Here is a 13,145-nt window from a genome sequence, read left to right on the forward strand (position 1 = left end):
TGTGCGGCGGATGGTGGTTACGACCTCAAATGCTTCGGCAGCCATACAACGAGTAAGTGAACAGGGCAGCCCTAACCAGGGGAAGCACAGACTGAAAGAGAGTCAGGCGACATGGCGGGACAAAAAATCCGCATCCGGCTGAAGTCATACGACCACGAGGTCATTGACGTTTCAGCACGGAAGATCGTTGAGACGGTCACGCGCGCAGGCGCAACGGTAGTGGGCCCCGTGCCGCTGCCCACGGAGAAGAACGTGTACTGCGTCATCCGCTCTCCGCACAAGTACAAGGACAGCCGCGAGCACTTTGAAATGCGCACGCACAAGCGTCTTATCGACATCATCGATCCCACGCCGAAGGCTGTTGACTCGCTCATGCGTCTCGACCTGCCGGCCGACGTGAACATCGAAATCAAGCTGTAGGGAGGTGCTGAGAAACTATGACCGCAACCCGTAACGTAAAGGGCCTGCTGGGCACGAAGCTCGGCATGACCCAGGTCTGGGACGAGAACAACAAGCTCATCCCCGTCACTGTGGTCCAGGCAGACTCGAACGTCATCACCCAGCTGCGCAACGCTGAGGCCGATGGCTACGTCGCCGTTCAGATCGGCTACGGCCAGATCGATCCCCGCAAGGTCACCAAGCCGCTGGCTGGTCACTTTGAAAAGGCAGGCGTCACGCCTCGCCGTCACGTCGTCGAACTCCGTACCGCAGACGCTGCTGAGTACGAGCTGGGCCAGGAGCTCTCCGTAGAGGTCTTCGAAGCCGGCCAGAAGATCGACGTCATCGGCACCACCAAGGGTAAGGGCTTCGCCGGTGTTATGAAGCGTCACGGCTTCCACGGCGTTGGAGCTTCCCACGGTGCCCACAAGAACCACCGTAAGCCCGGTTCAATCGGTGGCGCATCCACCCCGAGCCGCGTCTTCAAGGGCATGAAAATGGCCGGCCGCATGGGCGCCGTTCGTCACACCACGCTGAACCTCACGGTCCACGCGGTTGACGTCGAGAAGTCGCTGCTCCTTATCAAGGGTGCCGTCCCCGGCGCCCGCGGCCAGGTCGTCCTCGTACGCACCGCCGTGAAGGGAGCCTAGTCCAATGGCTAACACTGTCCAGGTTGACCTGCCTGCAGAGATCTTCGACGTCCAGACCAACGTGCCGCTGCTGCACCAGGTTGTCGTTGCCCAGCTCGCTGCTGCTCGCCAGGGTACCCACAAGACCAAGACCCGCGCTGAAGTTTCCGGTGCAGGACGCAAGCCGTTCAAGCAGAAGGGCACCGGCCGCGCCCGTCAGGGTTCCATCCGTGCTCCGCACATGACCGGCGGTGGCATTGTCCACGGTCCCACCCCGCGTGACTACAGCCAGCGCACCCCCAAGAAGATGATTGCTGCTGCTCTGCGCGGCGCACTGTCTGACCGGGCCCGCAACGGCCGCATCCACGTTGTCTCCGAGCTGGTGGCAGGCGACAAGCCGTCCGCCAAGACCGCTCTGGCAACGCTCAAGGGTGTTTCCGAGCGCAAGAACCTGCTGGTCGTCATCGAGCGCGACAACGACGTGGCTGCACTGTCCGTGCGCAACCTCGCCGGCGTTCACGTTCTGTACGCAGACCAGCTGAACACCTACGACGTTCTCGTCTCTGATGACGTTGTCTTCACCAAGGCTGCTTACGACGCATTCGTTGCCGCTAAGGCAGCTAAGAACGAGGAGGATGCCAAGTGAGTGCAGCCACCATCAAGGATCCCCGCGACGTCGTGCTTGCACCCGTCGTGTCGGAAAAGAGCTACGGCCTGATCGACGAGGGCAAGTACACCTTCCTGGTGGACCCCCGTTCGACCAAGACCGAGATCAAGCTGGCCGTGGAGAAGATTTTCTCCGTCAAGGTCGAATCGATCAACACCATCAACCGTGCCGGTAAGCGCAAGCGCACCAAATTCGGATGGGGTACCCGCAAGAACACCAAGCGTGCGATTGTCACCCTCAAAGAAGGCACCATCGACATCTTCGGCGGTCCGCTCTCGTAGCGGAGACCACTTTAACGAGGAAATAAATTATGGGAATCCGTAAATACAAGCCGACTACCCCGGGCCGTCGTGGCTCGAGCGTAGCGGACTTTATCGAAATCACGCGGTCGACGCCGGAAAAGTCGTTGGTACGTCCGCTGCCCAAGAAGGGCGGCCGTAACAACACCGGTAAGATCACCACCCGCCACAAGGGTGGTGGCCACAAGCGCCAGTACCGTCTGATCGACTTCCGTCGCCACGACAAGGACGGCGTCAACGCCCGCGTTGCCGAAATCGAGTACGATCCGAACCGCACGGCTCGCATCGCCCTCCTGCACTACGTTGATGGCACCAAGCGTTACATCATCGCCCCCAACAAGCTCTCCCAGGGTGACGTTGTGGAGGCAGGTGCCGGTGCTGACATCAAGCCCGGTAACAACCTGCCCCTGCTCAACATCCCGGTGGGTACCGTTGTCCACGCAGTTGAACTGCGTCCGGGCGGCGGCGCCAAGATGGGCCGCTCCGCCGGCGCATCCATCCAGCTTGTTGCCAAGGAAGGCCGCTTCGCCCAGCTGCGTCTGCCCTCCGGCGAAATCCGCAACGTTGACGTGCGCTGCCGCGCAACCATCGGCGAGGTCGGCAACGCCGAGCAGTCGAACATCAACTGGGGCAAGGCCGGCCGTATGCGGTGGAAGGGCGTCCGCCCGACCGTCCGTGGTGTCGCCATGAACCCGGTTGACCACCCGCACGGTGGTGGTGAGGGTAAGACCTCCGGTGGTCGTAACCCCGTCAACCCGAACGGTAAGCGTGAAGGCCGCACCCGCCGCCCCAACAAAGAGAGCGACAAGCTTATTGTTCGTCGCCGTCGTACTGGCAAGAACAAGCGATAGGAGCCTGGACACATGCCACGCAGCCTGAAAAAAGGTCCTTTCGTTGACCAGCACCTCTTTGTGAAGGTAGCCAGGGAAAACGAAAAGGGCACCAAGAACGTCATCAAGACCTGGTCCCGCCGTTCGATGATCATCCCCGACATGCTCGGACACACGATCGCCGTACACGACGGACGCAAGCACATCCCGGTGTTTGTCACTGAGTCGATGGTCGGGCACAAGCTCGGCGAATTCGCTCCCACGCGGACATTCCGCGGCCATGTCAAGGACGACCGTAAGGGCAAGCGCCGCTAGGCGCCTGCGTTTACGTCAAAGACGAGAGAAGGAAAGCAATGGAAGCCAAGGCAATTGCGCGCCACATCCGCGTAACGCCTATGAAGGCCCGGCGCGTCGTCAACCTTGTTCGTGGCTTGCAAGCGAATGAGGCTCTGGCAATTCTGAAGTTTGCCCCCCAGGCAGCTTCGGAGCCGGTATTCAAGGTAGTTCAGTCGGCAATCTCCAACGCCCGGGTCCTCGCGGACCGCGACGGCGTGGCGTTTGACGAAGGTGACCTCATCATCAGCGAAGCGTTTGTTGATGAAGGCCCGACCATGAAGCGGTTCCAGCCGCGTGCCCAGGGTCGTGCATTTCAGATCAAGAAGCGCACCAGCCACATCACCGTGGTAGTCGCTACCCCGGAGAAAGAGGAGGCTCGCTAAGTGGGACAGAAAGTAAACCCGCACGGGTTCCGACTCGGCATCACCACCGATCACGTATCGCACTGGTTCGCTGACAGCACCAAGGCCGGCCAGCGGTACAAGGACTTCGTCCGCGAAGACATCCGCATCCGCCAGCTCATGTCCACGGGCATGGAGCGCGCCGGTATCGCCAAGGTTGAGATCGAGCGCACCCGTGACCGCGTCCGCGTGGACATCCACACGGCCCGTCCCGGCATCGTCATCGGCCGCCGTGGAGCAGAAGCAGACCGCATCCGCGGCGAGCTCGAAAAGCTCACCGGCAAGCAGGTCCAGCTGAACATCCTCGAGGTCAAGAACCCCGAGATGGAAGCCCAGCTTGTGGCCCAGGGCGTTGCAGAGCAGCTGACTTCCCGCGTGGCATTCCGCCGTGCGATGAAGAAGGCCATGCAGTCCGCACAGCGTGCAGGTGCCAAGGGCATCCGTATCGCCTGCTCGGGCCGCCTGGGTGGCGCTGAAATGTCCCGCTCGGAGTTCTACCGCGAAGGCCGTGTGCCCCTGCACACCCTCCGCGCGAACATCGACTACGGCTTCTACGAAGCCAAGACCACCTTCGGCCGCATCGGCGTGAAGGTCTGGATCTACAAGGGTGACGTCACCGCCAAGGAACTGGCTGCACAGGCTGCTTCCGCACCGTCCCGCGGTAACCGTGGTGACCGTCCGGGCCGCCCGGGTGGCGCTGACCGTGGTGACCGCCGCCGTCGCAACGACCGCCCGGCCGCCGAGGCAGCTCCTGCTGCCGAAGCACCGGCAGTTGAAGCAGCACCTGCTGCTGCAGAAGGAGGACAGGCTTAAATGCTTATCCCACGTCGAGTCAAGCACCGTAAGCAGCACCACCCGGGTCGTTCCGGCGCTGCTACGGGCGGCACCCAGGTCTCCTTCGGTGAGTACGGCATCCAGGCCCTGAGCCCGGCATACGTCACCAACCGTCAGATCGAGTCCGCTCGTATCGCGATGACCCGCCACATCAAGCGTGGCGGTAAGGTCTGGATCAACATCTACCCGGACCGTCCCCTGACCAAGAAGCCTGCCGAAACCCGCATGGGTTCCGGTAAGGGTTCACCGGAATGGTGGGTCGCCAACGTCAAGCCGGGACGGGTTCTCTTCGAACTCTCCGGTGTCAATGAAGAGGTAGCTCGCGAGGCCCTGCGCCTGGCAATCCACAAGCTGCCGTTGAAGGCACGCATTGTGCGTCGCGAGGGTGGTGAATAGAAATGGCAGTAGGATCCAAGGATCTGGCTCCCGCACAGCTGGACGGTTTCGACAACGAGCGTCTCGTTGAAGAACTCCGCAAGGCCAAGGAAGAGCTGTTCAACCTGCGTTTCCAGTCCGCCACCGGACAGCTGGAGAACCACGGTCGCCTGCGCGCGGTAAAGAAGGACATCGCACGCATCTACACCGTTCTCCGCGAACGCGAGCTGGGCATTCGTGCCGAGGTTGCCGCACCGGTTGTGGAAGCCAAGGAAGAGAAGAAGTCCAAGAAGGCTTCAACCAAGAAGGCCGACAAGGCTGAAAAGGCTGAGACCGAGGAGGACGCCAAGTGAGTGAAAAGGACCAGAACGTGACCGAATCTGCTACCGAAGCCAAGGCTGGGCAGCGCGGTTACCGCAAGACCCGTCGCGGCTACGTGGTCTCCGACAAGATGGAAAAGACCATCGTCGTCGAGGTTGAAGACCGCGTGAAGCACGCACTGTACGGCAAGGTCATCCGCCGCACCTCCAAGGTCAAGGCGCACGACGAAGAGAACACCGCCGGCATCGGCGACCTCGTTGTCATCGCCGAGACCCGTCCGCTGTCCGCTACCAAGAACTGGCGGCTCGTGGAAATCCTCGAGAAGGCCAAGTAGCACCTGCTGCTTAGCTGAGGCCCCTGCTCCCATACGGGAGCGGGGGCTTCCTCGTTTAAGCAAGCGTCACGCCAGGCACCTTTTCACGTGGGCGGACGACGGCGGGACGTGGCGTCGCGGGGGAGTGGCACCATGGGTGGGCCGAAAGGCTGCCCTGCGTGACGCCGTCGTCCGTCTTGCAGCCCGGGCAGGAGTGGTGATATGGGGATCGGCGCGAAACGTGCTAGGATATTGAGTTTGTATGGCGCCTTCTGTGCGCCGTCATCAACCTCGTAAACAAGCGTGCCACAGCATAGTGCTTCCTTGCGCCCGGGATCCTTCCCGGACCGGATGGAGGCAACTGCTTCTGGCACGGGCGTTTAGGCCTGGTCTGGCAAAATCCAGGCAGGTCAAGAGACACCCCGATCAACCGTTCCGCAAGGCTCATTCCGTAGCAAGACCACGGCCTGAGAACCGGCGCGACGCAAGGAGTAAATAGTGATTCAGCAGGAGTCGCGACTGAAGGTCGCCGACAACACGGGTGCTAAGGAAATCCTTACCATTCGCGTTCTCGGTGGATCCGGCCGTCGCTACGCAGGCATCGGTGACGTCATTGTCGCCACCGTCAAGGATGCAATCCCGGGCGGCAACGTAAAGAAGGGCGATGTCGTCAAGGCTGTCATCGTCCGTACCAAGAAGGAACGCCGCCGTGCGGATGGTTCCTACATCAAGTTTGACGAGAACGCAGCCGTGATCCTGAAGAACGACGGTGACCCCCGCGGTACCCGTATCTTCGGACCGGTTGGTCGTGAACTGCGTGACAAGAAGTTCATGAAGATCGTTTCTCTGGCTCCGGAGGTGCTCTAGTCCATGGCTGCAAAGATCAAGAAGGGTGACCTGGTTCAGGTCATCACTGGCGCCAAGGCTGAGCGCGGCGGCGACCGCGGCAAGCAGGGCAAGGTCCTGCGGGTCTTCACCGACACCAACCGCGTGCTGGTTGAGGGCATCAACCGCGTCACCAAGCACACCCGGGTTGGACAGTCGCAGCGCGGCACCAAGACCGGCGGCATCGAGGTCGTAGAGGCCCCGATCCACGTTTCCAACGTGGCCCTGGTTGACCCGTCGACCAAGAAGCCGACCCGCGTGGGCTTCCGCCTCGACACCGTAGAGAAGGACGGCGTCAAGAAGACCGTCCGTATCCGCGTGTCCAAGAGCACCGGGAAGGACATCTAATGACTGAGACTCTCGAGACTCCGGCAACGAAGATCGTTCCTCGTCTGAAGACCAAGTACGCCGAGTCCATCAAGGCTGCGCTGCAGGATGAATTCAAGTACGAGAACGTGAACCAGGTACCCCGCCTGGTGAAGGTTGTTGTGAACATGGGTGTTGGAGATGCCGCCAAGGACTCCAAGCTGATCGACGGCGCTGTCCGCGACCTCACCCAGATCACCGGCCAGAAGCCGCAGGTTACCAAGGCCCGCAAGTCGATCGCACAGTTCAAGCTGCGCGAAGGCATGCCCATCGGTGCACACGCAACCCTGCGTGGCGACCGCATGTGGGAATTCGTCGACCGCCTGGTCACCCTGGCACTGCCCCGTATCCGCGACTTCCGCGGCCTGAGCGGCAAGCAGTTCGATGGCAATGGCAACTACACCTTCGGTCTGACCGAGCAGGTTATGTTCCACGAAATCGACCAGGACAAGATCGACCGCGTCCGCGGTATGGACATCACGGTTGTGACCACCGCCAAGACTGACGACGAAGGCCGCGCGCTGCTCAAGGCGCTGGGTTTCCCGTTCAAGACCGAAGCTTAATTACTACGTAAAAGGTCCGGCCGCTCCGCTCCGCGTGGGCGAACGGCGGAAACCGTTACGAGGAAGGGCAAGAGCCCACCATGACAATGACAGATCCTGTCGCAGACATGCTTACGCGCCTGCGTAACGCAAACTCGGCATACCACGACTCCGTGACTATGCCTTACAGCAAGCTCAAGGCACGCGTTGCCGACATCCTCAAGGCCGAAGGTTTCATCGCCGGCTGGAAGGAAGAGGACGCTGAGGTTGGCAAGAAGCTGACCCTCGAGCTGAAGTTCGGTCCGAACCGCGAGCGTTCCATCGCCGGTGTTCGCCGTATCTCCAAGCCGGGTCTCCGCGTTTACGCGAAGTCCACCAACCTGCCGCACGTGCTCGGTGGCCTGGGTATCGCAATCCTGTCCACCTCTTCCGGCCTCCTGACTGACAAGCAGGCCGGCAAGAAGGGCGTGGGCGGCGAAGTCCTCGCGTACGTCTGGTAACGGGAAAGGAAGAGAATAATGTCACGTATTGGACGTCTCCCCATCACCGTTCCTGCCGGCGTTGAGGTCAAGGTTGACGGCTCTGTCGTCAGCGTCAAGGGTTCCAAGGGCGAGCTGAGCCACACTGTGGCCAGCCCGATCGAGGTTGCCCTTGAGGAAAACACCCTGACCGTCAGCCGCCCGAACGACGAGCGCGCCTCCCGTTCGCTCCACGGCCTGACCCGCACCCTGATCGCCAACATGATCCAGGGCGTCACCGCAGGCTACGAGAAGAAGCTTGAAATCGTTGGTACCGGTTACCGCGTTCAGGCCAAGGGTTCTGACCTTGAGTTCGCTCTCGGCTACAGCCACCCGGTCAGCGTTGCGGCTCCGGCCGGCATCACCTTTGCAGTAGAGGGACCGACCAAGCTCTCTGTCTCAGGCATCAACAAGCAGCAGGTCGGCGAAGTTGCTGCCAACATTCGCAAGCTGCGGAAGCCTGACCCGTACAAGGGCAAGGGCATCCGTTACGCCGGCGAGGTTATCCGCCGCAAGGTCGGAAAGGCTGGTAAGTAACCATGGCCATCGCCATTAACAAGAAGCGTACGAACAAGAGCAAGGCTGCTGCCCGCAGCCGCCGCCAGCTTCGTATCCGCAAGCGCATTGCCGGTACGGCTGCCCGCCCCCGCCTGGTGGTCAACCGCTCCGCACGCCACGTATTTGTCCAGGTTGTCGACGACAGCATTGGGCAGACCGTAGCAAGCGCGTCCACTCTGGAAGCTGACCTCCGTGCATTCGACGGTGACAAGACTGCCAAGGCCAAGCGCGTTGGCGAGCTCGTCGCCGAACGTGCCAAGGCTGCCGGCGTAGAGGCTGTCGTTTTCGACCGTGGTGGTAACAAGTACCACGGCCGCATCGCAGCCGTCGCCGACGGTGCACGCGAAGGTGGGCTGTCACTGTGACCGAAGCAAACAAGGAAAAGGACACTGTGTCTGCAGATCAGAAGGCTCCCGAGGCCGCAGCTGCTGAGACCACTGCCCCCGCTGCCGAGGACCGCCGTGGTGGCGCCCGTCGCGGCGAGCGTGGCGACCGCGGCCAGGGCCGCGGCGACCGCGGTGGCCGTGGCGGCCGCGACGGTGGCCGTGAAGCCGAAAAGAACCAGTTCGTAGAGCGCGTTGTCACCATCAACCGCGTTTCCAAGGTCGTCAAGGGTGGTCGTCGCTTCAGCTTCACCGCACTGGTCGTCGTTGGTGACGGTAACGGCATGGTCGGCGTCGGCTACGGCAAGGCTAAGGAAGTTCCCGCTGCTATCGCCAAGGGCGTTGAAGAGGCCAAGAAGTCCTTCTTCCGCGTTCCCCGCGTTGGCAACACCATCCCGCACCGCGTACAGGGTGAAGCCGCCGCCGGCGTCGTCATGCTGCGTCCGGCTTCCGCCGGTACCGGTGTTATCGCCGGTGGTCCGGTCCGTGCAGTACTGGAGTGCGTGGGCATCCACGACATCCTCTCCAAGTCGCTCGGTTCCTCCAACGCCATCAACATCGTTCACGCGACTGTTGACGCCCTCAAGCGCCTCGAAGAGCCGGCATCCGTGGCAGCACGCCGCGGCCTGCCGCTGGACGAGGTTGCTCCCCAGGCACTGGTGAAGGCCCTCCTCGCCCCGAAGGCAGGTGTCTAGTCATGGCTAAGAACCTGGTCCCCTCCGACGCTCAGTTGGAGATCACTCAGATCAAGTCCGCCATTGGCGGCAAGCAGAACCAGCGCGACACCCTGCGGTCCCTCGGCCTGAAGCGGATCGGACACACCGTTGTCCGCACCGCCGACGCCGTGACCGTCGGAATGCTCAACACGGTTCCGCACCTGGTAAAGGTAGAGGAGGCGAAGTAAATGGCAGAGAACACTGCTGATAAGGCACAGGCTGCTGAGAAGCAGAACGCCCTGAAGGTTCACCACCTGCGTCCCGCCCCGGGTGCCAAGACCGCCAAGACCCGTGTTGGTCGTGGTGAGGCATCCAAGGGTAAGACCGCCGGTCGCGGTACCAAGGGTACGGCAGCCCGCTACCAGGTGAAGGCTGGCTTTGCCGGCGGCCAGCTGCCGCTGCACATGCGCCTGCCGAAGCTTCGCGGCTTCAAGAACCCGTTCCGGGTCGAATTCCAGGTGGTAAACCTGGACAAGCTCAACGAGCTGTTCCCGGAAGGTGGCGCTGTCACCGTGGAGAACCTGGTCGAAAAGGGTGCCGTTCGCAAGAACCAGCCCGTCAAGGTGCTGGGCACCGGCGACATCACCGTCAAGGTTGACGTCACCGCCCACGCATTCTCGGCCAGCGCCGCAGAAAAGATTGCTGCAGCAGGCGGAAGCACCACCGCCCTCTAAGGACGGCGCCAGCTGTAAAAACTCCCGGTATCCGCGGGCTTCGGCCCCGGATACCGGGAGTTTTTCACTTCCGCCGGGCGTATTTTTCCCGCCACCGGGCGCACGATCGAGCCTGCGGATTGTTCGCATGGCGCATACAACCGTTAGACTCGGTTGTCGGGATCTATCGAATTCCCTCACCCCACTCTTTATTGACACCACAGGAGGACGCTTGCTTAGCGCATTTGGCCGGGCCTTTCGCACGCCTGATCTGCGACGCAAGTTGTTGTTCACGCTGGGAATCATCACCATCTTCCGCTTGGGCGCTTTCATTCCCTCGCCAGGTGTGGACTACCAGAATGTCCAGCAATGCTTGCAGAACGGTCAGACTGCCGGCGGGCTCTACCAGCTCGTTAACCTGTTCAGCGGCGGGGCCTTGCTCCAGGTGTCCATCTTCGCCCTGGGCATCATGCCCTACATCACGGCCAGCATCATCGTCCAGCTCCTGCGGGTGGTCATTCCGCGGTTCCAGCAGCTGTACGAGGAGGGCGCGTCGGGGCAGTCCAAGCTGACCCAGTACACGCGCTACCTCACCATCGCGCTGGGCCTGCTCAACGCAACCACCCTGGTGTCCCTGGCCCGCTCCGGCCAGCTGCTTCCCGGCTGCCAGCTGCCGGTGATCCCCGACTCCAGCGTCATCACCACGATCCTGATCATCATCACGCTCACGGCCGGCACCGGCCTGATCATGTGGATGGGCGAGCTCGTCACCGAGAAGGGCGTGGGCAACGGCATGTCGTTGCTCATCTTCACGTCCATCGCGGCGCAGTTCCCCACATCGCTTGGCGCGATCTGGACCTCGCAGGGTCCCGGCACGTTCTTCCTCGTCCTGGTGGTGGGCCTGCTGACCGTGGCGCTGGTGGTCTTCGTTGAACAGTCGCAGCGCCGCATCCCCGTCCAGTACGCCAAGCGCATGATCGGCAGGCGGACCGTGGGCGGCACCAGCACCTACATTCCCATCAAGGTGAACATGGCCGGCGTCATTCCGGTGATCTTCGCTTCCTCAATGCTCTACATTCCCGGCCTGATTGCGCAGTTCAACCAGCCGAAGAACGGCGAGCAGCTCCAGCCCTGGGTTGAATGGATCAACAACAACCTGACCCGCGGCGACCACCCGATCTACATGGCCGTTTACTTCGTCCTGATCGTGTTTTTCACCTACTTCTACGTCGCGATTACCTTCAACCCTGAAGAGGTCTCCGACAACATGAAGAAGTATGGCGGCTTCATACCAGGTATCCGCGCCGGCCGGCCGACCGCGGACTACCTGCAGTACGTGCTTTCCCGGATCACTCTTCCCGGTGCCCTGTACCTGGGCTTCGTGGCGCTGATTCCGCTGGTGGCGCTCGTGCTGATCAACGCGAACCAGAACTTCCCGTTCGGTGGCACCTCGATCCTGATCATGGTGGGCGTTGGCCTGGAAACCGTCAAACAAATTGATGCGCAGCTACAACAACGTCACTACGAAGGGCTTTTGCGATGACGAGAATGCTGATTATTGGACCTCCCGGTTCCGGAAAAGGAACGCAGGCGGAGCGGATCTCAGAACGCCTCGGCGTTGTGGCCATCTCCACCGGCGACATCTTCCGGGCCAACGTGAAGGGCGAAACCCCGCTCGGCATCGAGGCCAAGAAGTACATGGACAACGGTGACTTCGTTCCGGACAGCGTGACCAACAAGATGGTCCGCGACCGCCTGAACGAGCCCGACGTCGACAACGGCTTCCTGCTGGACGGCTACCCGCGCACTACCGCGCAGGTGGACTACCTCGACGAGATCCTCGCCAACGGCGACGAGAAGCTCGACGTCGTCCTGCAGCTGACCGCTGACGACGAGGAACTGGTGCACCGGCTTTTGGGCCGTGCGAAGGAGACGGGCCGGAGCGACGACAACGAAGCCGTCATCCGCCACCGCCTGGACCTCTACCACGAGCAGACCGAAGCCGTCGTGGCAAAGTACGCCGAGCGCGGCATCCTCACCCAGGTCGACGGGATTGGTCCCATCGACGAGGTGACCAACCGCGTGATGCAGGCCATCAAGGCGGCACAGGCAGCCTGACCCAGGCGCCCCCATCGAGCGAGGCTCCTCCCGGCAACCGGGAGGAGCCTCAGCCATGTGAAAGGACAAACACCATGGCCTTCGGCCAGCCCCGGATCGAATACAAGAACAATGCCCAGATGCGCACCATGCACGAGGCCGGGCTGGTCCTCAGCCGCGCGCTGGACGCCGCCGTGGCAGCCGCGGTGCCGGGGGTCACCACCAAGCACCTGGATGACGTCTTCGCCGCCGTCCTGAACGAGGCGGGGGCCAAGTCCAACTTCCTCGGCTACCACGGCTTCCCGGCCACCATCTGCACTTCGGTCAATGATGAAGTGGTCCACGGCATCCCCGGCAGCCGCGTGCTGCAGGACGGCGACATCATTTCCATCGACGGCGGCGCAATCGTCAACGGCTGGCACTCCGACTCCGCGCGCACCGTCATCGTGGGCACTGCCGACCCCGAGGACCAGAGACTCTCGGACGTCACACACGCAGCCATGTGGCGGGGCATCGCCGCCCTGGCCAAGGGCACGCATGTGGGTGACATCGGCGCCGCCATCGACGACTATGTCTCTTCCGTGCCGGGCAAGCCGCTGGGCATCCTGGAGGACTACGTGGGCCATGGCATCGGCTCCGAAATGCACATGGCACCGGACGTGCTCAACTACCGCACCAACCACCGCGGCCCCAGGATCAAGCCCGGCCTCTGCCTTGCCATCGAGCCGATGCTGGTCCGCGGCGGCATCGACACTGCCGTCCTCGAGGACGACTGGACCGTGGTGACCACCGACGGCAAGCGCTCCTGCCAGTGGGAGCACTCCGTGGCGGTCCACGAGAAGGGCATCTGGGTGCTGTCAGCGCCCGACGGCGGCGCGGAGCACCTGGAGCCGCTCGGCGTCACCCCCGTGCCGATTCCGTAGGGTCCCGCTCCCCGTGAAGCAGGTAGCGCCAGGTGTCGTTTTGACGGTTCAAAACGACACC

The 13,145-nt window shown here is 62.2% G+C and carries 23 protein-coding genes; all 23 read left to right on the forward strand.

Annotated elements, in window-relative coordinates; genetic code table 11:
• Positions 1-111 precede the first annotated feature (111 nt).
• Positions 112-420, forward strand: coding sequence for a 30S ribosomal protein S10 (rpsJ, locus tag K4G53_RS15020; RefSeq protein ID WP_003803825.1), 309 nt, complete (start codon positions 112-114; stop codon positions 418-420).
• 17 nt (positions 421-437) lie between these two features.
• Positions 438-1,088, forward strand: coding sequence for a 50S ribosomal protein L3 (rplC, locus tag K4G53_RS15025; protein ID WP_013601833.1), 651 nt, complete (start codon positions 438-440; stop codon positions 1,086-1,088).
• A 4-nt stretch (positions 1,089-1,092) separates the two neighbouring features.
• Positions 1,093-1,713, forward strand: a complete 621-nt coding sequence (gene rplD, locus K4G53_RS15030) for a 50S ribosomal protein L4 (protein ID WP_221386466.1) — start codon at positions 1,093-1,095, stop codon at positions 1,711-1,713.
• The gene (gene rplW, locus K4G53_RS15035) at positions 1,710-2,015 is read left to right on the forward strand and encodes a 50S ribosomal protein L23 (protein ID WP_221386467.1); all 306 of its coding nucleotides are present in this window, start codon (positions 1,710-1,712) and stop codon (positions 2,013-2,015) included. The genes rplD and rplW overlap by 4 nt, the downstream gene beginning before the upstream one ends.
• 29 nt (positions 2,016-2,044) lie before the next feature.
• Positions 2,045-2,884: a 50S ribosomal protein L2 gene (gene rplB, locus K4G53_RS15040; RefSeq protein ID WP_221386468.1), complete on the forward strand. Its 840-nt coding sequence runs from the start codon at positions 2,045-2,047 to the stop codon at positions 2,882-2,884.
• A 12-nt stretch (positions 2,885-2,896) separates the two neighbouring features.
• A complete protein-coding gene (gene rpsS, locus K4G53_RS15045; protein WP_003803803.1) occupies positions 2,897-3,178 on the forward strand; it encodes a 30S ribosomal protein S19 in 282 nt (93 codons plus the stop codon).
• A gap of 38 nt (positions 3,179-3,216) precedes the next feature.
• Positions 3,217-3,582, forward strand: a complete 366-nt coding sequence (gene rplV / locus K4G53_RS15050) for a 50S ribosomal protein L22 (RefSeq protein WP_009358304.1) — start codon at positions 3,217-3,219, stop codon at positions 3,580-3,582.
• Positions 3,583-4,413 (forward strand): 30S ribosomal protein S3, encoded by an 831-nt coding sequence (rpsC, locus tag K4G53_RS15055; protein ID WP_221386469.1) that lies wholly within the window; start codon positions 3,583-3,585, stop codon positions 4,411-4,413. It abuts the gene before it with no gap.
• Positions 4,414-4,830, forward strand: coding sequence for a 50S ribosomal protein L16 (gene rplP / locus K4G53_RS15060; RefSeq protein WP_043454603.1), 417 nt, complete (start codon positions 4,414-4,416; stop codon positions 4,828-4,830).
• A gap of 2 nt (positions 4,831-4,832) precedes the next feature.
• Positions 4,833-5,162 (forward strand): 50S ribosomal protein L29, encoded by a 330-nt coding sequence (gene rpmC, locus K4G53_RS21475; protein WP_018769136.1) that lies wholly within the window; start codon positions 4,833-4,835, stop codon positions 5,160-5,162.
• Entirely contained in the window at positions 5,159-5,464 is a 306-nt protein-coding gene (rpsQ, locus tag K4G53_RS15070) for a 30S ribosomal protein S17 (RefSeq protein WP_221386470.1), read from the forward strand. Before rpmC ends, rpsQ begins: the two co-directional genes overlap by 4 nt.
• A 477-nt stretch (positions 5,465-5,941) precedes the next feature.
• Positions 5,942-6,310 carry a 50S ribosomal protein L14 gene (gene rplN, locus K4G53_RS15075; RefSeq protein WP_003803789.1) on the forward strand — a complete coding sequence of 123 codons (369 nt, stop codon included), beginning with the start codon at positions 5,942-5,944 and terminating at the stop codon, positions 6,308-6,310.
• Positions 6,311-6,313: 3 nt separating this feature from the next.
• Positions 6,314-6,676 (forward strand): 50S ribosomal protein L24, encoded by a 363-nt coding sequence (gene rplX, locus K4G53_RS15080; RefSeq protein WP_058266512.1) that lies wholly within the window; start codon positions 6,314-6,316, stop codon positions 6,674-6,676.
• Positions 6,676-7,257, forward strand: a complete 582-nt coding sequence (rplE, locus tag K4G53_RS15085; RefSeq protein ID WP_188570832.1) for a 50S ribosomal protein L5 — start codon at positions 6,676-6,678, stop codon at positions 7,255-7,257. The genes rplX and rplE overlap by 1 nt, the downstream gene beginning before the upstream one ends.
• Before the next feature lie 80 nt (positions 7,258-7,337).
• A complete protein-coding gene (gene rpsH, locus K4G53_RS15090; protein ID WP_018760448.1) occupies positions 7,338-7,736 on the forward strand; it encodes a 30S ribosomal protein S8 in 399 nt (132 codons plus the stop codon).
• Positions 7,737-7,754: 18 nt separating this feature from the next.
• Complete coding sequence (gene rplF, locus K4G53_RS15095; protein WP_221386471.1) at positions 7,755-8,291, forward strand: 50S ribosomal protein L6; 537 nt, start codon at positions 7,755-7,757, stop codon at positions 8,289-8,291.
• A 2-nt stretch (positions 8,292-8,293) separates the two neighbouring features.
• A complete protein-coding gene (gene rplR, locus K4G53_RS15100) occupies positions 8,294-8,677 on the forward strand; it encodes a 50S ribosomal protein L18 (RefSeq protein ID WP_018760446.1) in 384 nt (127 codons plus the stop codon).
• Positions 8,674-9,390, forward strand: coding sequence for a 30S ribosomal protein S5 (gene rpsE, locus K4G53_RS15105; protein ID WP_141942667.1), 717 nt, complete (start codon positions 8,674-8,676; stop codon positions 9,388-9,390). The genes rplR and rpsE overlap by 4 nt, the downstream gene beginning before the upstream one ends.
• 2 nt (positions 9,391-9,392) lie before the next feature.
• On the forward strand, positions 9,393-9,599 hold the full coding sequence (gene rpmD, locus K4G53_RS15110) for a 50S ribosomal protein L30 (protein ID WP_009358731.1): 207 nt from the start codon (positions 9,393-9,395) through the stop codon (positions 9,597-9,599).
• Complete coding sequence (rplO, locus tag K4G53_RS15115; RefSeq protein WP_013601817.1) at positions 9,600-10,085, forward strand: 50S ribosomal protein L15; 486 nt, start codon at positions 9,600-9,602, stop codon at positions 10,083-10,085. It abuts the gene before it with no gap.
• A gap of 211 nt (positions 10,086-10,296) precedes the next feature.
• Entirely contained in the window at positions 10,297-11,607 is a 1,311-nt protein-coding gene (gene secY, locus K4G53_RS15120) for a preprotein translocase subunit SecY (protein WP_221386472.1), read from the forward strand.
• 5 nt (positions 11,608-11,612) lie between these two features.
• Positions 11,613-12,182 carry an adenylate kinase gene (locus tag K4G53_RS15125; RefSeq protein WP_221386473.1) on the forward strand — a complete coding sequence of 190 codons (570 nt, stop codon included), beginning with the start codon at positions 11,613-11,615 and terminating at the stop codon, positions 12,180-12,182.
• A 74-nt stretch (positions 12,183-12,256) separates the two neighbouring features.
• Positions 12,257-13,084, forward strand: coding sequence for a type I methionyl aminopeptidase (map, locus tag K4G53_RS15130; protein WP_221386474.1), 828 nt, complete (start codon positions 12,257-12,259; stop codon positions 13,082-13,084).
• The last annotated feature ends 61 nt before the right edge of the window (positions 13,085-13,145 follow it).

Source organism: Arthrobacter sp. MAHUQ-56 (genome assembly GCF_019710585.1).
Taxonomy (GTDB): domain Bacteria; phylum Actinomycetota; class Actinomycetes; order Actinomycetales; family Micrococcaceae; genus Arthrobacter.